This window comes from Streptomyces pinistramenti, assembly GCF_020564935.1.
Lineage (GTDB): Bacteria > Actinomycetota > Actinomycetes > Streptomycetales > Streptomycetaceae > Streptomyces > Streptomyces pinistramenti.
Window position 1 is genome coordinate 111,393 of record NZ_JAJCXB010000006.1, and the last position, 18,824, is coordinate 130,216.

16 protein-coding genes are annotated in these 18,824 nt (G+C 73.2%); 10 read left to right on the forward strand and 6 right to left on the reverse strand.

Annotated features, from left to right (window positions below):
• Positions 1-203: 203 nt before the first annotated feature.
• On the reverse strand, positions 204-1,298 hold the full coding sequence (locus LIU39_RS06675) for a Strvi_7410 family MBL fold metallo-hydrolase (RefSeq protein WP_227045625.1): 1,095 nt from the start codon (positions 1,296-1,298) through the stop codon (positions 204-206).
• Positions 1,299-1,557: 259 nt separating this feature from the next.
• On the opposite strand from LIU39_RS06675, the gene LIU39_RS06680 reads away from it, so the two are divergent.
• Positions 1,558-3,009: an aldehyde dehydrogenase gene (locus LIU39_RS06680; RefSeq protein WP_227045626.1), complete on the forward strand. Its 1,452-nt coding sequence runs from the start codon at positions 1,558-1,560 to the stop codon at positions 3,007-3,009.
• Entirely contained in the window at positions 3,009-3,242 is a 234-nt protein-coding gene (locus LIU39_RS06685) for a ferredoxin (RefSeq protein ID WP_227045627.1), read from the forward strand. Before LIU39_RS06680 ends, LIU39_RS06685 begins: the two co-directional genes overlap by 1 nt.
• Before the next feature lie 93 nt (positions 3,243-3,335).
• On the opposite strand, the gene LIU39_RS06690 is transcribed toward LIU39_RS06685, so the two are convergent.
• Positions 3,336-4,118 carry a TetR family transcriptional regulator gene (locus LIU39_RS06690; protein ID WP_227045628.1) on the reverse strand — a complete coding sequence of 261 codons (783 nt, stop codon included), beginning with the start codon at positions 4,116-4,118 and terminating at the stop codon, positions 3,336-3,338.
• A gap of 239 nt (positions 4,119-4,357) precedes the next feature.
• Between LIU39_RS06690 and LIU39_RS06695 the strand changes: the two genes are divergently transcribed.
• The 5 genes from LIU39_RS06695 to LIU39_RS06715 all read left to right on the forward strand — a co-directional run bounded on the left by LIU39_RS06695 (position 4,358) and on the right by LIU39_RS06715 (position 9,241).
• Positions 4,358-5,728 (forward strand): glycosyltransferase family 4 protein, encoded by a 1,371-nt coding sequence (locus LIU39_RS06695; protein WP_227045629.1) that lies wholly within the window; start codon positions 4,358-4,360, stop codon positions 5,726-5,728.
• Between the two features lie 95 nt (positions 5,729-5,823).
• Positions 5,824-6,558, forward strand: coding sequence for a class I SAM-dependent methyltransferase (locus LIU39_RS06700; RefSeq protein WP_227045630.1), 735 nt, complete (start codon positions 5,824-5,826; stop codon positions 6,556-6,558).
• Positions 6,555-7,625 (forward strand): prenyltransferase/squalene oxidase repeat-containing protein, encoded by a 1,071-nt coding sequence (locus tag LIU39_RS06705; RefSeq protein WP_227045631.1) that lies wholly within the window; start codon positions 6,555-6,557, stop codon positions 7,623-7,625. Before LIU39_RS06700 ends, LIU39_RS06705 begins: the two co-directional genes overlap by 4 nt.
• Positions 7,626-7,722: 97 nt before the next feature.
• On the forward strand, positions 7,723-8,253 hold the full coding sequence (locus LIU39_RS06710) for a hypothetical protein (protein WP_227045632.1): 531 nt from the start codon (positions 7,723-7,725) through the stop codon (positions 8,251-8,253).
• A gap of 184 nt (positions 8,254-8,437) precedes the next feature.
• Positions 8,438-9,241 (forward strand): maleylpyruvate isomerase family mycothiol-dependent enzyme, encoded by an 804-nt coding sequence (locus tag LIU39_RS06715; protein WP_227045633.1) that lies wholly within the window; start codon positions 8,438-8,440, stop codon positions 9,239-9,241.
• Between the two features lie 29 nt (positions 9,242-9,270).
• On the opposite strand, the gene LIU39_RS06720 is transcribed toward LIU39_RS06715, so the two are convergent.
• The 4 genes from LIU39_RS06720 to LIU39_RS06735 form a co-directional block, all read right to left on the reverse strand.
• Positions 9,271-10,281: an LLM class F420-dependent oxidoreductase gene (locus LIU39_RS06720; RefSeq protein WP_227045634.1), complete on the reverse strand. Its 1,011-nt coding sequence runs from the start codon at positions 10,279-10,281 to the stop codon at positions 9,271-9,273.
• A 171-nt stretch (positions 10,282-10,452) separates the two neighbouring features.
• On the reverse strand, positions 10,453-11,319 hold the full coding sequence (locus LIU39_RS06725; RefSeq protein WP_227045635.1) for a hypothetical protein: 867 nt from the start codon (positions 11,317-11,319) through the stop codon (positions 10,453-10,455).
• A gap of 188 nt (positions 11,320-11,507) precedes the next feature.
• A complete protein-coding gene (locus LIU39_RS06730; RefSeq protein ID WP_227045636.1) occupies positions 11,508-12,434 on the reverse strand; it encodes an N-acetylmuramoyl-L-alanine amidase in 927 nt (308 codons plus the stop codon).
• 19 nt (positions 12,435-12,453) lie between these two features.
• On the reverse strand, positions 12,454-13,137 hold the full coding sequence (locus LIU39_RS06735) for a class I SAM-dependent methyltransferase (RefSeq protein WP_227045637.1): 684 nt from the start codon (positions 13,135-13,137) through the stop codon (positions 12,454-12,456).
• Between the two features lie 609 nt (positions 13,138-13,746).
• On the opposite strand from LIU39_RS06735, the gene LIU39_RS06740 reads away from it, so the two are divergent.
• From LIU39_RS06740 to LIU39_RS06750, 3 genes are all read left to right on the forward strand, one after another.
• Positions 13,747-15,981 (forward strand): acyl-CoA dehydrogenase family protein, encoded by a 2,235-nt coding sequence (locus LIU39_RS06740; RefSeq protein ID WP_227045638.1) that lies wholly within the window; start codon positions 13,747-13,749, stop codon positions 15,979-15,981.
• Between the two features lie 47 nt (positions 15,982-16,028).
• A complete protein-coding gene (locus tag LIU39_RS06745) occupies positions 16,029-17,222 on the forward strand; it encodes a lipid-transfer protein (RefSeq protein WP_227045639.1) in 1,194 nt (397 codons plus the stop codon).
• A gap of 132 nt (positions 17,223-17,354) precedes the next feature.
• On the forward strand, positions 17,355-18,800 hold the full coding sequence (locus LIU39_RS06750; protein WP_372463818.1) for an MFS transporter: 1,446 nt from the start codon (positions 17,355-17,357) through the stop codon (positions 18,798-18,800).
• Positions 18,801-18,824: the final 24 nt, after the last annotated feature.

The following is an 18,824-nucleotide window of genomic DNA, read 5'->3' on the forward strand; positions in this document are numbered from 1 at the left end:
GGGCTCCATGCGGCGCGCGTGCTGCGGCGCGCGGGACGGGCCCGCCCTGACGGTTGCGGGTCAGCGCCGGATTTCCACCGGCTTCCCCCGATCGGGCACGGATGAAGTTATCCGCACACTTTAGCGGGCGGCCGCCACGGCACGGTCGGCGGCGGCCCGCCCCGTGCCGGCTTCAGGTCACAGCGGGCCCCCGTCACCGCAGGTCACACCGCCCGGAACCGCACCGGGTCGGTCCCCGGCAGCTGCTCGGCCTGCCCGAGCTTCACCAGACGGCGCAGATGCGCCTCGGCCTCGGACACCGCGATGTTCCGTGAACCGTGCGGGATCTGCTCCCAGGGCCGGTTCCACTCCATGGCCACCGCCAGCTGCCAGGGCGTCAGCGGCTCGCTGAGCAGCTCACGGAGCCGGTCGAGCCGCTCCTCGTGGTGCGCGATCAGCTCCCGGACGCGGCCTTCGGCGTCGGTGAACGCGTGCTGGTGGGCGGGCAGCACCTCGGCCGGCGCGAGGCGGGCGACCTGCTCCAGGGAGGCGAGGTAGTCGCCGAGGGGGTCTCCCCTGCCGGAGCGAGGCCGAGAGCTTGGGGGAGGGTCGGTGAGCGTCGCGTCGTCCGGGTCCTCGTACAGGCCGATGTGCGGCGTGATGCCGGGCAGCAGGTGGTCGCCGGAGAACAGCCGCCCGAAGCCGCCCGCCGGGCCCGGGACGGCCTGGTCCGGATGCGCCTCCTCCAGGTGCAGGCAGACGTGGCCCGGCGTGTGGCCCGGCGTCCACAGGGCGCGCAGCCGGCGGCCGGGCAGGTCCAGCAGCTCGCCGGGGGCGATCGGGCGGTCGGGCAGCGCGACGCGGCGGCCGGGCAGCGCGCGGCCGCCGGCCTTCCTGGCGCGGGCCGCGCGCAGCGGTGCCAGGTGGTCGTCCGGGGCGCCGGCCGCGGTGAGCTTGGCGATCAGGTAGTCGAGCCGGCGGCCCGGTTCGGCCTCGCGGGTGCGGCGGACCACGGCGGTGTCCGCCTCGTGCATCGCGATCCAGGCGCCGGACGCCTCCCGTACGGCGGCCGAGAGGCCGTGGTGGTCGGGGTGGTGGTGGGTGATCAGGACGCCGTACAGGTCCGTGACGGCGAAGCCGCAGGCCGCGATGCCGGCGACGAGGGTGTCCCAGGAGTCCGGGTCGTCCCAGCCGGTGTCGATGAGGACCGGGCCGCGGCCGGTCTCCAGGAGGTGGACGAGGGTGTGCCCGAGCGGGTTGTCGGGGATGGGGACGGCGATGCTCCACACGCCGCCCTTGTGGTCGGTCACCTGCGTCATCCCGGTCCCCTCTCGGTGTGGCCCGCCGGCCACTATAACTAGAACCGGTTCCAGCGCGGAGTGAAGTGACCTTCCCCGGGGCGGCAGTTGGCGGCCGCGGGGTGGAACGGCCGGGCGGGGTGGAGGGATTCGGCCCTCGCCGTGGACTCCTCCCGGGGGAACTGGTATCAGTTTCTGATGCAGCGTCAGGAACCGGCGGGAGCGGCAGTTCCGGTCGGCCAAGGCGGCCAAGGCGGCCCATCCGCGGAAGGCGGCAGCGATGAGCGACCTCGTCGAGTACGGAAAGCTCTACATCGGTGGTGAGCTGGTCGATCCGGCAGGACGCGACACGATCGAGGTGGTCTCACCCCACACCGAACAGGTCATCGGCCGCGTCCCGCACGCCTCGCGGGCCGACGTCGACCGTGCGGTGACCGCGGCCCGCACCTCCTTCGACTCAGGAGTCTGGGCGCACACCCCGCTCGCCGACCGGATCGCCGTGGTGACCCGGATCAAGGACGCCTTCGCGGTCCGCAGCGAAGAGATCGCCAAGGTCATCAGCGCCGAGAACGGCACCCCCCTCACCTCCGGGATCATGGTGCAGTCGCTGGCCGCGATGCTGGTCTGGGACGCGGCCCTGAAGGTCGCCGCCGACCACCCCTTCGAGGAACGCCGCGACGGCATACTCGGGCCGCTGCTGATCCGCCGGGAGCCCGCCGGAGTGGTCGCCGCCGTGGTCCCCTGGAACGTCCCGCAGTTCACCGCCGCCGCCAAACTCGCGCCCGCCCTGCTGGCCGGCTGCTCGGTGATCCTCAAGGTCTCGCCCGAGACGCCGCTGGACGCCTACCTGCTCGCCGAGATCGCCACCGATGCCGGACTGCCGGACGGCGTGCTGTCGATCCTGCCCGCCGACCGCGAGGTCAGCGAATACCTGGTCGGGCACCCCGGCGTGGACAAGGTGTCCTTCACCGGGTCGGTCGCCGCCGGCCGCCGCGTCATGGAGGTCGCCGCCCGCAACCTCAGCCGCGTCACGCTGGAGCTGGGCGGCAAATCCGCCGCGGTGATCCTGCCGGACGCCGACCTGGACGCGGCGGTGTCCGGCATCGTGCCGTTCGCCTGGATGATCAACGGCCAGGCGTGCGTGGCCCAGACGCGGATCCTCGCGCCACGCTCCCGCTACGACGAGATCGCCGAACGGTTCGCCGCCGCCGCCGACGCGCTGACCGTCGGCGACCCGCTGGACCCGGCCACCGAACTCGGCCCGCTGGTCGCCCGCCGCCAGCAACAGCGCTCGCTGGACTACATCGCGCTCGGACAGCGGGAAGGCGCCAAAATCCTTGCGGGCGGCGGGAAACCGGCCGGACAGCCGACGGGCTGGTACGTCGAGCCGACGCTCTTCGGCGACGTCGCCAACTCCATGCGGATCGCCCGCGAGGAGATCTTCGGCCCGGTCATCTGCCTGCTGCCGTACGAGGACGAGGCGGAGGCGGTACGCATCGCCAACGACTCCGAATACGGCCTGTCGGGCTCGGTATGGACCGCCGACACCGAACGCGGCATCGACATCGCACGGCAGGTGCGCACCGGCACGTACTCGGTGAACACCTTCAGCATCGACATGCTCGGGCCCTTCGGCGGCTACAAGAACTCCGGGATCGGCCGGGAGTTCGGCCCCGAGGGCTTCGACGCGTACCTGGAACACAAGATGATCCACCTGCCGGCGGGCGCGTGATGGGGGACCGCTGGCGGGTGGAGGTGGACCGGAGCGTGTGCATCGGGTCCGGGATGTGCGCCGGGACGGCGCCGGACGGCTTCCGGCTGGACGCGGCCCGGCAGTCGCACCCCGTGGCACCGGAGACGGACGCGGCCGAGAACGTACTGGCGGCGGCCGAGAGCTGCCCCGTCGAGGCGATCACCCTGACCCTGGCCGACAGCGGGGAGGTGGTCTTTCCGCCGGAGGAATGAGCGGGGTGGGGGGTGCCGTAGGGGGTGGGGGAGGTGATCCCGTAGGGGACGTGCGGGCCCCTTGCGGGCCAACTACCCGGGGTGGGAGCGGAGTTAACGCTTCGCGCCCGGCTCCGTCGCCGCCTCCACCGTCTCCGCCTCCGTCTCCGAGGCCGGATTCACCCCCGAGGCCACCTCCGACGCCGGTTTCGCTCCCGACTCCGCACCCGCCACCGCCCCCGGAGCCGTCAGATCGATCAGCCGGCAGACCGTCTCGATGTCGATCTTCACCTGGGCGATCGACGCCCGGCCCGACAGCCAGGTGATCAGGGCCGAGTGCCAGGTGTGCTCGATGACCCGGACCGCGGAGAGCTGGGCGGGAGTGGGGGAGGCGGCGGTGCCCGCCTGGCCCTGGGGCCGACGGTGGGCGGCGGGCGGTCCCATCGCGTCCAGGATGATCGCCGTCGTCAGCCGCGAGACGGTGTCCACCTCGGGGCTCACGGACCGGTCGGCGAAGGTCAGCGCGCGCACCATCGCATCCGCCAGATGCGGCTCGCGCTGGAGGGCCCGGAACGCCCGCATCAGCGTCTGCGCCACCCGCGCGCCCGGGTCCTCCTCCGACGGCGGACGCTTGCGCAGCGTCTCGTGCATGTGCTGGAGCTGGTCCTGCATGGTCGCGACCAGCAGGTGAACCTTGGAGGGGAAGTAGCGGTAGAGCGTGCCGAGCGCGACGCCGGAGGACTCGGCGACCTCGCGCATCTGGACGGCGTCGAAGCCGCCGCGGCTCGCCAGCCGGGCGCTGGTGTGCAGGATGCGGCGGCGCCGCGCCTCCTGACGCTCGGTCAGGGGAGGACTCGCGGGAAGCGCCGGCCTGGCCGCCTTGGATTCCGTAGTCATATGTCCCATTCCGTGGCATCCCGTCCGCGATGCGGTGAGTACCGGTGGTGTGATCGGCACAGCATGGCAGGGGCTCCGGTCGTGGCGCGAATCACCTGATGCGGCTCTTCGCGCCCCGTCCTCGGCCGGTAGATTCGCAGCTCCGTGAACTGATGAGTAGCCCAGCAGTTCTGAAACTTGTTCTAGATTACCGCCAGCGGTTACGCTCCGGCGAAAGTCCAGTGAGAAGGGGGCCGCGCGTGACCGCAGAGGCCGTCCAGGCAGCCGCGCCTCGCTCCGCCGAGGCCCCCTCTGCCGCCGCCCAGCCACCTGGCGACCGCCCGCTGCGCATCGCGATGCTCACGTACAAGGGGAACCCGTTCTGCGGCGGGCAGGGCGTCTACGTACGCCACCTCTCGCGCGAACTCGCCCGCCTCGGGCACGCCGTCGAAGTGATCGGCGCCCAGCCCTACCCCGTACTCGACGAAGGCGTGCCGCTCACCGAACTCGCCAGCCTCGACCTCTACCGCCAGCCCGACCCGTTCCGCACCCCAGGGCGCGGCGAGTACCGCGACTGGATCGACGCACTCGAAGTCGCCACGATGTGGACCGGCGGCTTCCCCGAACCGCTGACCTTCTCGCTGCGGGCCCGGCGCCATCTCGCCGCCCGCCGCGGCCGGTTCGACGTCGTGCACGACAACCAGACGCTCGGCTACGGCCTGCTCGGCGGCCCCCGCGCCCTCGGCGCCCCGCTGGTCACCACCATCCACCACCCCATCACCGTCGACCGCCGCCTGGACCTCGCGGCGGCCGACGGCGTCAAGCGCCGCGCCTCGGTCCGCCGCTGGTACGGCTTCACCCGTATGCAGAAGCGCGTCGCCCGCCGGCTGCCCTCCGTGCTGACCGTCTCCGGCTCCTCCCGCCAGGAGATCTCCGACGACCTCGGCGTGCCCGACGACCGGATCCACGTCGTGCCCATCGGCGCCGACACCGACCTCTTCGCGCCCGACCCTTCCGTCCCCGAGGTGCCCGGCCGGATCGTCACCACCTCCAGCGCCGACGTGCCCCTCAAGGGCCTGATCCACCTCGTCGAAGCGCTCGCCAAGGTGCGCACCGAGAACCCCGAGGCGCATCTCGTCGTGGTCGGCAAGCGCGCCGACGACGGCCCGGTCGCCGCCGCCATCGAACGGCACGGCCTGTCCGGCGCCATCGAGTTCGTCAAGGGCATCAGCGACGCCGAACTCGTCGACCTCGTGCGCAGCGCCCAGATCGCCTGCGTCCCCTCGCTCTACGAGGGCTTCTCGCTGCCGGCCGCCGAGGCGATGGCCACCGGCACCCCGCTGCTCGCCACCACCGGCGGCGCCATCCCCGAGGTCGCGGGGCCCGACGGTGAGACCTGCCTCGCGGTGCCGCCGGGCGACGCGCAGGCGCTGGCCGCCGGACTTCTGCGGCTCCTGGGCGACGCCCCGCTGCGCGCCCGCCTCGGCGCGGCAGGCCGCGCCCGCGTGCTGGCCCGCTTCACCTGGCGGCAGGCCGCCATCGGCACCGCCGAGCGCTACCGCGAGGCCATCGCCCTCCAAGGGGACCGGGCCGCGGCCGCAGGACGCCGCACCGCACTCGCGCCGAGCTAGCCGCACCGGCCGCACCGCACACCCCCGCCACCACCCCAGCCCCACCCGCGACCACCATCGACCCGCCCCGACCCGCCGGACGAAAGCAGAACGCCGTGCTGACCGTCGACTTTTCCCGCTTCCCGCTCGCCCCGGGCGACCGCGTGCTCGACCTGGGCTGCGGCGCCGGCCGGCACGCCTTCGAGTGCTACCGGCGCGGCGCGCAGGTCGTCGCCCTCGACCAGAACGGCGAGGAGATCCGTGAGGTCGCCAAGTGGTTCGCCGCCATGAAGGAGGCCGGCGAGGCCCCGGAGGGCGCCACCGCCACCGCCATGGAGGGCGACGCGCTGGCCCTGCCCTTCCCCGACGACAGCTTCGACGTCGTCATCATCTCCGAGGTCATGGAGCACATCCCGGACGACAAGGGCGTACTCGCCGAAATGGTGCGGGTGCTGCGCCCCGGCGGACGGATAGCGGTCACCGTCCCGCGCTACGGCCCGGAGAAGGTCTGCTGGGCGCTGAGCGACGCCTACCACGAGGTCGAGGGCGGCCACATCCGCATCTACCGCGGCGACGAACTGCTCACCAAGATGCGCGCCGCGGGACTCAAGCCCTACGGCACCCACCACGCCCACGGACTGCACAGCCCCTACTGGTGGCTGAAGTGCGCCTTCGGCGTCGACAACGACCAGGCCCTGCCGGTCAAGGCGTACCACAAGCTGCTGGTCTGGGACATCATGAAGAAGCCGCTGGCCACCCGGCTCGCCGAGCAGGCGCTCAACCCCCTCATCGGCAAGAGCTTCGTCGCCTACGCCACCAAGCCGCACCTCCCCGAGGCGGCCGCCAAGTGACGAGTCCCGGACGTACCGAACGCCTCGTCCTGCCGGGCGTGCTCACCGCCGAGCAGGCGGCCCGCACCGTCGCCGGCATCATCGCCGCCCAGCGCGAGGACGGCGCCATCCCGTGGTTCCGCGGCCACCACCTCGACCCGTGGGACCACACCGAGGCCGCCATGGCCCTGGACGCGGCCGGCGAACACGAGCGCGCCGAGGCCGCGTACGACTGGCTCGTCCGCACCCAGAACTCCGACGGCTCCTGGTACGCGGCCTACGCCGACGGCGACGCCGACGCCCCCACCGACCGCGGCCGCGAGACCAACTTCTGCGCCTACATCGCCGTCGGCGTCTGGCACCACTTCCTGTCCACCGGCGACGAGACCTTCCTCGACCGGATGTGGCCCGCCGTCTACGCGGCCGTCGAGTTCGTACTCGAACTCCAGCAGCCCGGCGGTCAGATCGGCTGGAAGCGCGAGGACGACGGCACCCCCGTCGCCGACGCGCTGCTGACCGGCTCGTCCTCCGTCCACCAGGCACTGCGCTGCGCGCTGGCCCTCGCCGAACAGCGCGAGGAGCCGCAGCCCGACTGGGAACTGGCGCTCGGCCGCCTGGGCCACGCGATACGCAGCCACCCGGAACGGTTCCTGGACAAGTCCCGCTACTCGATGGACTGGTACTACCCGGTGCTCGGCGGCGCGCTGCGCGGCGCGGCAGCCAGGGCCAGGATCGACGACGCCTGGGAACAGTTCGTCGTGCCGGGGCTCGGCGTGCGCTGCGTGCTGCCCAACCCCTGGGTCACCGGCGGCGAGAGCGCCGAACTGGCCCTCGCCCTCTGGGCGATGGGCGAGTCCGACCGCGCGGTGCAGATCCTCAAGTGGATGCAGCACCTGCGGGCGGACGACGGCCTCTACTGGACCGGCTACGTCTTCGACGACGACGCGATCTGGCCCGCCGAACTGACCTCCTGGACCGCCGGATCGCTGCTCCTCGCGGTGGCCGCGCTGGGCGGCGACGAGGCGACCACCTCGGTCTTCGGCGGCGACCGGCTGCCGACCGGCCTCGCCCCGGACTGCTGCCGCTGACCCACGTCCCGGCACGTACGGCCTGCCGCCCCGCCTGCCCCGGGCGCACCCCGGATGCCCCGGAGGGTGCGCCCCGGCGGCACATACCATGACAGCCATGAGCAAAAGCCCCCTCGCCGCCGTTGTCCTCCTCAGCGCTGCCGCGGTCGGCGGGTGCGTCTCACCGGCGGATCAGGACCCGCGGGGCGGCGCGTCCGCCTCGACCGCCGACGACGACGCCTGGGGCAAGGGCGACCACGAGAAGGCGATGAAGCGCCTCTCCCGCGCCGCCCGCGACCCGGACGCCGAACTCGTCGACGACGGCTACGCGTACGGCAAGGAGGGCCTCGACCGGACCTTCCGCACCCCGGGCGAGCGGCCCTACCGCCTCGACATCGGCTGCGAAGCCCCCGGAACCCGCGAACTCACCCTCCGTCTACGGCGCGGCAGTACGACGCAGGAGTGGGCGGTGGCCTGCAACGACCGGCTGCCGGACGCGTTCAACATCCCCGCTGCCGACCAGCCGTTCACCGCCACCCTGCACACACCCGGCAGCATGACCAACGGCCTGATCCACTGGCGGCTGAGCACCCTCGGCAAGGAAGACGTCGAGGACTGCCCCGACGACATCGAGGGCTGCGACGCCTGAGCGGCAGCGATGACGGCCGGCGAAACGGGCGGCATTTCCCTGTCCGGGGCCCGATCAGGGAAACCGGAAAGAGGGCGGGACCATCCTGCCGATGGACGACCGGCGCCGTACGACGCGGCGGCCGGCCGGCTGCGCGGCACAAAGGACGAGCCGGCCGGCCGCCACCTGCATTACCGTGCGGCCCATGACTTTTGAGGGCTCGCTCACCCACGAGCGCTACTGCACCGAACTCCTCGCCGAGACCGCGGCGTTGCGCGCCATCCTGCACAAGAGCGACCTGTCGGCCACGGTGCCCACCTGTCCCGACTGGTCCCTGACCGACCTCGTCCTGCACGTCGGCGGCGCGCACCGCTGGGCGGGCGCCCTGGTAGCCGCCCGCGCCACCGAGAACATCGACATGGCGACCCTCCCCGGGATCGAAGGGCCTGCCGACGTCACCCCTGACACGCTCGACGCCTGGCTCGCCGAGGGAGTCGACGAGACCGTTCGGGAACTGCGCGCGGCGGGCCCCGACGCGGCGGTGTGGACGTGGTCGCCGGTGCAACGGGCCGGGTTCTGGGCGCGGCGGATGACCCACGAGACGCTGATCCACCGCGCCGACGCCGCACTGACCGCCGGCGTGGACTTCGCGGCGGATCCCGAGGTCGCCGCCGACTGCGTGGAGGAGTGGCTCCAGCTGTGCGCCATGCCGGCCCTCGCCGAACGCCTGGCGGCCAAGGGCGAGCCGCTGTTCGGGCCCGGCCGCAGCATCCATCTGCACGCCACCGATACGTCGCCCGAGCTGAACGCCGAGTGGTTCCTCGACCTGAGCGGCGACCGGCTGGTCCACCGCAGGGGGCACGAAAAGGCCGCCGTCGCCCTGCGCGGCCCGCTCACCGAGGTGCTGCGGGTCTTCTACCGCAGGCTGCCGGCCGACAGCGAACTGGTCGAGATCGTGGGCGACCGCGCGCTCCTCGACCTGTGGCTGGAGTACGCGACCTTCGGCTGAGGCGGAGGCCGGGCCGCGCGCACCGGCCGTCAGCTCGTCAGTTCGGCCAGGACCCGCAGGGTGTGCGGGTCCGGGGCCGTGACGAGCAGGTCGGTGACCGGGCCCGCGCGCCACAACTCCAGCCGCTCCGCGATCCGCTCCCGCGGCCCCACCAGCGAGATCTCATCGGCGAACGCGTCCGGCACGGCGTGCACCGCCTCCTGCCTGCGGCCCTGGAGGAACAGCTCCTGCACCCGCCCGGCCGCCTCCGCGAAGCCCATCCGCGCCATCAGGTCCGCGTGGAAATTCTTCGCCGCATGTCCCATCCCGCCGATGTAGAAGCCCAGCATCGCCTTGACCGGCAGCAGCCCTTCGGCGATGTCCTCGCAGACCACCGCCCGCGCCATCGGGGCGATGCGGAAGCCCTCGGGTGCGTCCTCAAGTGACGTCCGGTAGACGTCGGTACGCAGCGGCGACCAGTACAACGGCAGCCAGCCGTCCGCGATCCGGGTCGTCTGGGCGATGTTCCTGGGGCCCTCGGCGCCCAGCAGGACGGGCAGCTCGGACCGCAGCGGATGGGTGATCGGCTTGAGCGGCTTGCCGAGGCCGGTGCCGTCCGCGCCGCGGTAGGGGAGCGGATGGAAGCGTCCGTCCACCTCCACCGGGCCCTGCCGGCGCAGGACTTGGCGGATCGCGTCGACGTACTCGCGGGTCGCGGTCAGCGGGCTCTTCGGGAACGGCCGTCCGTACCAGCCCTCGACGACCTGCGGCCCCGACAGGCCGAGGCCGAGCAGCATCCGGCCGCCGGAGAGGTGGTCGAGGGTCAGCGCGTGCATCGCGGTGGCCGTCGGGGTGCGGGCGGCCATCTGGGCGATGCCGGTGCCCAGTTCGATGCGGGAGGTGTGCGCGGCGATCCAGGTGAGCGCGGTGAACGCGTCCGAGCCCCAGGCTTCCGCCGTCCACACAGATCCGTAGCCAAGGCGTTCCGCCTCGCGGGCGAGTTCGAGATGCCGGGGATCGGGGCCGCGCCCCCAGTAGCCGAGTGCCAGACCCAGTCGCATGCCCGCCCCTCCCGGATGCCCCGCAGCCCGTGCGCCTTCCGGCGGCCCGCCAGTCGCAAAACTGACGACGCGTCAGAATAACTGTCGGCGCACTGTACGGCCCGGCGCCCGGCAGCGCAACGGCCCCCCGCCCGAAGGCGAGGGGCCGTGCGGACCGCTGTGTGTGCCGGGTCAGCCGCGCTGGATCCCGGTGGTGTCCTGCAGGACGCCGCGACGGCCGTCCTGGGTCTGCGCGATCAGGGCCTGGCCGCGCTGCTCCACCGCGAGATACCAGGTGCCGGGCGCCAGTTCCGCGATCGGCGACGGCGAACCGTCCTCGCCGTACAGCGGGCGCGCGACGGGCACCGCGAACCAGAACGGCGCGAAGTCCGCGGGCGCACCGGCCGCCGGGGACGCGCCCTGCGGGCCGCCCGCGGTGGCATCCGCCGGGGCCTGCTGCCCGCCGAAGCTCTGCCCCTGCTGAGGCTGGCCGGGCTGCGGCTGCTGCTGGCCGCCGGGGTAGCCGTAGCCGTGCCCCTGCGGCTGCTGCTGCGCGCCCGGGTAGCCGTAACCGGGCTGCGGGCCCGCGCCGTACGGCGCCGCGGCCTGCGGCTTGGGCGCGCCGATCAGGGCGGCCTTCAGGGCGGGCACGAGCGGGGTGGCGATGGCGCCGCCGGCCAGCGCCAGGGAGGCGAGCAGGCCGAGGATCAGGCCGATCGACGGGCCGCCGCCATTGACGATCCACCAGAAGGCGGTCCAGACGACGAACGCCGACAGTGTGACACCCACCTGGTTCAGCTCCAGGCCGACGACCTTGGGCGGCTCCGGCAGGGCACGCGCGAGGACGATCAGGACCGCCGCGATCACACCTGCCAGGTACACGCTCATCAGCAGCGGCAGTGCGTCCCAGGCGATCGGGCTCGCGGCGGGCGCCGGGCAGAACTTGCCGACGCAGTTGGACGCGCTCGTCGAGTAGAGAGGCAGGAACGAGGCGATGAACAGCAACACCGCTGCTCCGATCACCACGCCGTCGCCTCGAGTGAGGGAGCGGATGTTCACGTAAAAGTCCTTTGTCGGTTTCGAGGTTCTGGTCGTCGCTGTCACTGGTGTGCGCGGTGCGAGGCACGGCGGTGGGCCCCCATCGTAAAGGGGAACCTGTCGCCCGGGTGGTCGGGTCGTCCTGCTGGTGGGGAACTGGTGGGGAAGCGGTATCGGCACGGTATCGAGCCCGCGACCCGCGCCCGTGTTCATCGCGTCAAGAAGTCCGTAATGCCCTCGGTGATCCCGCGCGCCGCCTTTTGCCGCCATTGCGGATCGGTCAATTGCGCCGCATCCTTCGGGTCGCGCATATTGCCGCACTCGATGAACACCTTCGGCACCTTCGAGAGGTTGAGACCGCCGAGATCGGAACGCACGTCGAGGCCCGTTCCCTTGCCGACGTAATTCGACGGTGCGCTGCCGGTCACCGCGACGAACCGGCCGGCCAGCCGCTTCCCCAGGTCCCTGGACGGTCCGACGATCGTGGAGGTGTCGGCGCCGCCCGCCGTGACCCGCGCGGGAAGGATGACGTGGAAACCGCGGTTGCCGGCCGCCGATCCGTCGGCATGGACGGAGACCGCGGCATCGGCGCCCGCCGCGTTGCCCGCCGCGGCCCGCTCGTCCACGCACGGCCCGAACGCCCGGTCACCGTCCTGCGTGAACACCACCTTCGCGCCCTCCTCCCGGAGCAGGGCGCGGGCCCGGCGGGCGACGTCCAGGGTGAAGGACGCCTCGGCGTAGCCGTCGTCCGTGGAGGTGCCGGTGGTGTCGCACTCCTTGCGGGCGTTGCCGACGTCCACCGTTCGGGCGATCTGCTCCGTGTGGTCGCGATTGCGCGGATTGTGGCCGGGGTCGATGACGACGACCTTGCCTCGCAACGTGCCGCGCCCGCCGTCATCCCGGCCTGCGCCGCCCCCCTGCCCGTCGCTCCCCTCGCCGCCGTGCGCGTCCGCGCCGGACGAGGCGCCGCCGGACGGTGTGCCGGACGCGGGCGGCGCGGCCCGCGGCGGCTCGCTCCTGCCCGCCGGGCGCCAGATCAGCCAGCTCGCGACCCCGGCGGCGACCAGGGCCACCAGCGTGACGACGAGGGCGCCGCGCGGGCGCCGGGGTGCGGGACGAGGGCTGCCGTTGAACACGTCGGCGATGGTAGCCCGCTCAGATGCCGGGACCGGTGCGTTGCAGTACGTGCAGCGAACGGTGGGCCGACACCTCGGTGAACGCGCCGGATTCCAGGGCCCTGCGGTAGATCCGGTACGGCGCCTGGCCGCCGTCCGCCGGGTCGGCGAAGACGTCGTGGATGACGAGCAGCCCGCCGTCCGCGAGGTGCGGCGCCCAGCCCTCGTAGTCGGCGCCGGCGTGCTCGTCGGTGTGCCCGCCGTCGATGAAGACCAGGCCGGCCGGCGCCCGCCAGACCGCCGCGGCCTGCGGCGACCGGCCGACCAGCGCGATGACGTGGTCCTCCAGGCCGGCCGCGTGCAGAGTGCGCCGGAAGGTGGGCAGGGTGTCCATCCGGCCCACCTCCGGGTCGACGACCGCCGGATCGTGGTACTCCCAGCCCGGCTGCTGCTCCTCGCTGCCCCGGTGGTGATCGACGGTGACCGTGACGACCCCGGCGGCGCGGGCGGCGTCGGCGAGCAGGATCGTGGAACGCCCGCAGTAGGTGCCGACCTCCACCAGAGGAAGCCCGAGCGCCGCCGCCCGGACCGCGGCGGCGTACAGCGCGAGGCCCTCGTCCACCGGCATGAAGCCCTTGGCCGCCTCGAAGGCGGCGAGGACCTCCGGTCCTGGCCGGGCACCCGCCGGCTGCTGCTCGGGCGGGGGAGCGGTGGGAGCGGCCATGGGCTTCCTCCTGGTCGTGCGGGTCCGGCGGCCGTGCGGTCCGGTGCGCCGTGCGGTCCGGTGGCTCATCGTGCCGTACGGGGCGGGCGGGGCGATGTGCGGGTGGTGTGCTGTGAGGTGTGTGCGGGGCCAGTGGGTTGATGGAGGCGCCTGCACGAAAAGAGGAAACCGGAGTTCGCATTCCGGAGAGCACGGCCGGTTCCCCGCCCTTCTGCTGCCTTCTTCCGTCTTCTCCCGCCTTCTCCCCGCGCAGCGACGCCGCCCGCGATTCTCACGGTTCTCCGTCCCGGGCCTCCGCTATCTCTCTCGCCTCTCTCCTCCCGTTCCTTCCGGGGGCGGAGGTGGAATTCGTCGACGTGATGGGGCGACGTGATGTCTCGACGCGATGGACGCGACGGGCCGGTAAGGCCGGATGCGGAAATGCGGGGTGCCGGGCCGGAATTCACCGGAGTGTTCTCGCCGTTCGCCGCCGCGGCGTTTCCGGCGGAATGCGTCCGGGCGGCCGTGCGGCACGGACCGGCAGGGGCGAGCCCCGCCCCGCCTCCCCAGCCGTCCCCGCCCCTCCCGCCGACCTTCCGTCATAGTGAAACGTGTTCTACTCTGCGCGCCATGGGCATCGGAATCACGCAAGAGCAACGTGACTTGGCCGAGGCGGCGCGCGGCTGGGTCGCGCGGTCCGTGCCACCCGAAGAGGTGCGCAAGCTGCTCGACACCGCGCCGCCGCCCCACGGCAGGCCCGCCCACTGGGACGCGCTCGCCGCCCAGGGGCTGCTGGGCCCGCACCTGCCCGAGGCCGCGGGCGGAGGCGGCGGCACCCTCCTGGACCTGGCAGTCGTCCTGGAGGAGCTGGGCGCCGCCGCGTTCCCCGGCCCGTACCTGCCCAGCGCGCTGGCCGCCGAACTGCTGCGCCGCGGCGGCCTCCACGGCCTCGTGTCCGACCTGGCGGGCGGCGGCCTGATCGGCGCCGTCGCACTCGGCACCGGCTCGCTCACCGCCGTCGAAACGGCCGACGGCTACGTCCTGGACGGCACCGCGCCGCCCGTCCTGGCAGGCGGCGACGCGGACCTGATCGTGCTGGCCGCCGAAACCCGGCCGCAGGGCCCGGAGCCGGACACCGCGGGCCCGGGCGGCGGCGACCCGCGGCCGCCCGGGGCCGTCTGGCTCGCGGTCGACGCCGCCGCGCTGTCCGTACGCGTCCAGGAGAGCGCCGACCCGACCCGGCACACCGCCGAGGTGCGCGCCGACGGCGTGCCGGTGCCTGCGGACCGGCTGCTCGCCGTCGACAGTGCGCTGGTCCGCGACCTGGCCGGAGTGCTGTTCGCCGCCGAGGGCTGCGGCGCGGCCGGGCACAGCCTGCGGACCGCGGCCGAACACGCCGCCGTACGCGAGCAGTTCGGGCGCCCCATCGGCCAGTTCCAGGCGGTCAAGCACCTCTGCGCCGACATGCTGGTCCGCTGCGAACAGGCCCGCGCGCTGGTCTGGGACGCGGCCCAGGCCCTCGACGCCGACCCCGGCGTCCGCGGCCTGGTCTGCGCGCTGGCCACCGCCACGGCCCTGGACGCCGCCTTCAGCTGCGCCAAGGACACCGTCCAGATCCTCGGCGGCATCGGCTTCACCTGGGAACACGATGCACACCTCTACCTCCGGCGGGCCACCGTCGCCCGCCAGCTGCTCGGCGGCGGCGACACCCACCGGATGCGGGCCGCCCGGCACGGCGCCGACGGCGCCCGCCGCGCCCTGCGGCTCGAACTCCCCGGCGAGGCCGCCGCGCACCGCGCCCGCGCCCGTACCGTCATCGACGGCGTACGCGGCCTCGACCCGGCGGCCGCCCGCCGCGCGCTGGCCCCCACCGGCTACGCCGCCCCGCACCTCCCCGAGCCCTACGGACTGGGCGCGGGCCCCGTCGAACAGCTCGCCATCCAGCAGGAGTTGGCCGCCGCCGGTGTCAAGGTCGGCGACCTGGGCATTGCCACCTGGGTGGTCCCCTCGCTGCTCGCGCACGGCACCGACGCACAGCGCGCGCGGTACCTGCCGCCCACGCTCCGCGGCGACCTGCTGTGGTGCCAGCTGTTCTCCGAACCGGAAGCCGGATCGGACCTGGCCGCGCTGCGCACCAGGGCGGAGCGCACCCCGGACGGCTGGCGGGTCAACGGCCAGAAGGTGTGGACCTCGGCCGCCCAGTGGGCGGGATACGGCATCCTGCTCGCCCGCACGAACCCGGACGCGCCCAAGCACCGGGGCCTGACGTTCTTCGTCGTCGACATGAAGAGCCCCGGCATCGACATCAGGCCGCTGACGGAGATCACCGGCGACGCACTGTTCAACGAGGTCTACTTCGACGACGTACTGCTGCCCGCCGACGCGGTGGTCGGCGAGGTCGACGACGGCTGGAAGGTCGCCCGCACCACGCTCGGCAACGAACGGGTGCACATGGCCGACCAGATGACGTTCGACACCGGCCTCCAGACGCTCATCGACCGCGCGGCCGGGCTCGACGCCACGGTCAGGGCACGGGTCGGCGCCCTGGCGGCCGAGGCGCACGCGCTGGGCTGCATCGCCCTGCGCACCACCCTCCAGCAGGTCGCGGGGCAGGAGCCGGGCGCAGGCGCCAGCATCCGCAAGCTCGTCCAGACCGCACACCAGCAGAAGACCGCCGAACTCGCGCTGGAACTCCTCGGCCCGGACGGCGCGGTGCGCGAGGGGCCGGGCGAACGGGCGCTGCACGGCTTCCTGATGTCGCGCTGCCTGACCATCGCGGGCGGCACCACGCAGGTGCAGCTGAACGTCGTCGCCGAACGGCTGCTCGGCCTGCCGCGCGACCCGGAGCCCCGCCCCCTGACCTGACCCGCCCCGGGATCCGAAGAGCCCGGTGACTCTCCAGGAGGACACGTATGACTGGCAAGGCGTACATCGTCGGCGTCGGGATGACGAAGTTCGAGAAGCCCGAGAGCCGCGACCGGCAGTACTGGGACATGGCGAAGGAGGCCGGCGGCAAGGCGCTCGCGGACGCCGGGATCGGCTACGGGGCGGTCGAGCAGGTGCCGGTCGGCTACTGCTACCAGGCATCGACCGCAGGGCAGCGCGCCGCCTACGAGCTGGGCCTGACCGGCGTCCCCGTCTACAACGTCAACAACAACTGCGCGACCGGCGCCACCGCGCTCATGATGGCGCGGCAGTTCGTCGAGGCCGGCGTCAACGACTGTGTGCTGGCGCTCGGTTTCGAGAAGATGCAGCGCGGCGCGCTCGGCGGCGGCGCGGACAGCAAGGACTTCGCGACCTCCCCGGTCGCCCGGCACTACGGCGTGATGGCGCAGGCGCACGGCTTTGAGACGACCCCGCCCACCGCCCAGATCTTCGGCAACGCCGCACGCGAGCACATGGACCGGTACGGCACCACGGCGGAGCAGCTCGCCGCGGTCGGCGCCAAGAACCACCGGCACTCCGCGCACAACCCGAACGCCCAGTTCCAGGACGTCTACACGGTCGATGAGATCCTCGCCGCCAGGACCATCCACCGCCCGCTGACCAAGCTCCAGTGCTCCCCGACGTCGGACGGCGCGGCGGCCGCCGTCATCGCGTCCGAACGGTTCGTGCGCGCGCACGGCCTCCAGGAACAGGCGGTGGAGATCGCCGGGCAGGCCATGACGACCGACACCGAGGAGAGCTTCGCCTCCGGTTCCTGCATCGACGTCGTCGGCAAGCCGGTCTCCCGCGCCGCGGCCCGGCAGGCGTACGAGGCGAGCGGCCTGGGCATCGAGGACGTGGACGTCATCGAGCTGCACGACTGCTTTTCGGTCAACGAACTGTTGACGTATGAGGCGTTGGGGATGTGTGGGGACGGCGAGTCCGGGAAGCTGGTCGCCGACGGCGCCACCACCTACGGCGGGCGCTGGGTGGTCAACCCGTCGGGCGGCCTGATCTCCAAGGGGCATCCGTTGGGCGCCACCGGCCTGGCGCAGGCCGCGGAACTGGTGTGGCAGCTGCGTGGCACGGCCGGGGATCGGCAGGTCGCCGGGGCCAGGACCGGGCTCGCGCACAACATCGGCCTGGGCGGCGCCGCGGTGGTGACCCTGCTCCGCAAGTGAGCTTGTGGGTGTGGGAGTTGGGGGCCGGGTGCGGGATGGTCCGGGCCGCGCCTCCGCCGGAAGTCCTCCTTCCCGGGGAGGGTGGCGGATGCCCCGATATCCCGATGCGGGATCCGGCGGCCCGGTGCGAATATGGGGCCCATGCCCCCGATTGCCGCTGCCATCGACCTGTCCGCACCACCGCGCCGTTCGGTGGCACCCGCGTGGCTCGTGACGCTGCTGGTCTGCGCGGGTCAGTTCCTCGTCGTCCTGGACGTCTCCGTCGTCAACGTGGCGCTGCCCGCCGTACGGACCGGACTCGGCCTGAGCGAACTGGGCCAGCAATGGATCGTCAACGCCTACCTCATCACCTTCGCCGGCTTCATGCTGCTGGGCGGCCGGGTCGCCGACATCTTCGGACGCAAGCGCATATTCGTCGTCGGCCTGGCGCTGTTCACCCTGGCAAGCCTGGCCGGCGGCCTCGCGCAGGAACCCTGGCAGCTGATCGCGGCCCGCACGATCCAGGGCGTCGGAGCGGCAGTACTCTCCCCGGCCACCCTCACCATCCTCACCACCTCCTTCCCCACCGGCCCCGCCCGCACCCGCGCCATCGCCACCTGGACGGCGGTCGGCGCCGGCGGCGGCGCGGTGGGCGGCCTGGTCGGCGGGGTGCTCACGCAGTACCTGTCCTGGCGCTGGGTGCTGCTGATCAACGTCCCCATCGGGGCGCTCGTGCTGGCCGGCGCGGCGCTCTGGCTCACCGAGAGCCGGCGCGAATCGGCCCGACGGCTCGACGTGCCGGGCGCGGTGCTGGCGACCAGCGGGCTCGGCCTCGTCGCGTACGGCATCGTGCAGACCGAGTCGGCCGGCTGGGGCTCGGCCGAAGCGCTGCTGCCGCTGGCCGCCGGACTCCTCGTGATCGCCGCGTTCACGGCCGTCGAGGCGCGCGCCAAGGCCCCGCTGATGCCGCTCGGCCTGTTCCGGCTGCGGACGGTCTCGTCGGCCAACGCCGCGATGGTGCTGTCCGGCGCCGCCATGTTCTCGATGTGGTACTTCCTCTCCCTCTACATGCAGAACGTGCTGTCCTACACGCCGCTGCAAACCGGCATCTCCTTCATCCCGCACTCGCTGAGCATCGTCATCGGCTCGAAGATCGCACCGCGGCTGATGAGCCGCACGGGCGCCAAGGCCCTCGCCATCACCGGCGCGACGGTCTCCGCGTGCGGCATGGCCTGGCAGGGCGCGATGGGCGCCGACGGCAGCTACCTCGGCACGATCCTGGGCCCCGGCATCCTGATGGCGCTCGGCGCCGGCCTGGCCGCCACCCCGACCGCTGCCATCGCCACCTCCGGCGCCGCCCCCGGCAACCAGGGCCTGGTCTCCGGACTCGTCAACACCTCACGCCAGATGGGCGGCGCCCTGGGGCTCTCCATCCTCTCCACCGTCGCCGCCGCCCGCGCGCTGACGGGGCACGGGCCCGAGGCCCTGGCGAGCGGCTACGGCCTGGCGTTCCACGTCGGCGCCCTGGTCCTGCTGGCCGCCATCGTCCTGATGGCCGTCGCACTGCCCCGCCGCCGGGCGGACATGTCCCACGGATGAGCCGGGCGGGCCGGTGCTGCGCCC

Excerpts from the sequence above, each read along its gene's own strand:
- LIU39_RS06680 (WP_227045626.1), top strand. The coding sequence starts at position 1,558 with ATGAGCGACCTCGTCGAGTACGGAAAGCTCTACATCGGTGGTGAGCTG.
- LIU39_RS06750 (WP_372463818.1), top strand. The coding sequence starts at position 17,355 with ATGGGGCCCATGCCCCCGATTGCCGCTGCCATCGACCTGTCCGCACCA.
- LIU39_RS06720 (WP_227045634.1), bottom strand. The coding sequence starts at position 10,281 with ATGCGACTGGGTCTGGCACTCGGCTACTGGGGGCGCGGCCCCGATCCC.
- LIU39_RS06715 (WP_227045633.1), top strand. The coding sequence starts at position 8,438 with ATGACTTTTGAGGGCTCGCTCACCCACGAGCGCTACTGCACCGAACTC.
- LIU39_RS06735 (WP_227045637.1), bottom strand. The coding sequence starts at position 13,137 with ATGGCCGCTCCCACCGCTCCCCCGCCCGAGCAGCAGCCGGCGGGTGCC.
- LIU39_RS06690 (WP_227045628.1), bottom strand. The coding sequence starts at position 4,118 with ATGACTACGGAATCCAAGGCGGCCAGGCCGGCGCTTCCCGCGAGTCCT.
- LIU39_RS06710 (WP_227045632.1), top strand. The coding sequence starts at position 7,723 with ATGAGCAAAAGCCCCCTCGCCGCCGTTGTCCTCCTCAGCGCTGCCGCG.
- LIU39_RS06685 (WP_227045627.1), top strand. The coding sequence starts at position 3,009 with ATGGGGGACCGCTGGCGGGTGGAGGTGGACCGGAGCGTGTGCATCGGG.
- LIU39_RS06675 (WP_227045625.1), bottom strand. The coding sequence starts at position 1,298 with ATGACGCAGGTGACCGACCACAAGGGCGGCGTGTGGAGCATCGCCGTC.
- LIU39_RS06740 (WP_227045638.1), top strand. The coding sequence starts at position 13,747 with ATGGGCATCGGAATCACGCAAGAGCAACGTGACTTGGCCGAGGCGGCG.
- LIU39_RS06745 (WP_227045639.1), top strand. The coding sequence starts at position 16,029 with ATGACTGGCAAGGCGTACATCGTCGGCGTCGGGATGACGAAGTTCGAG.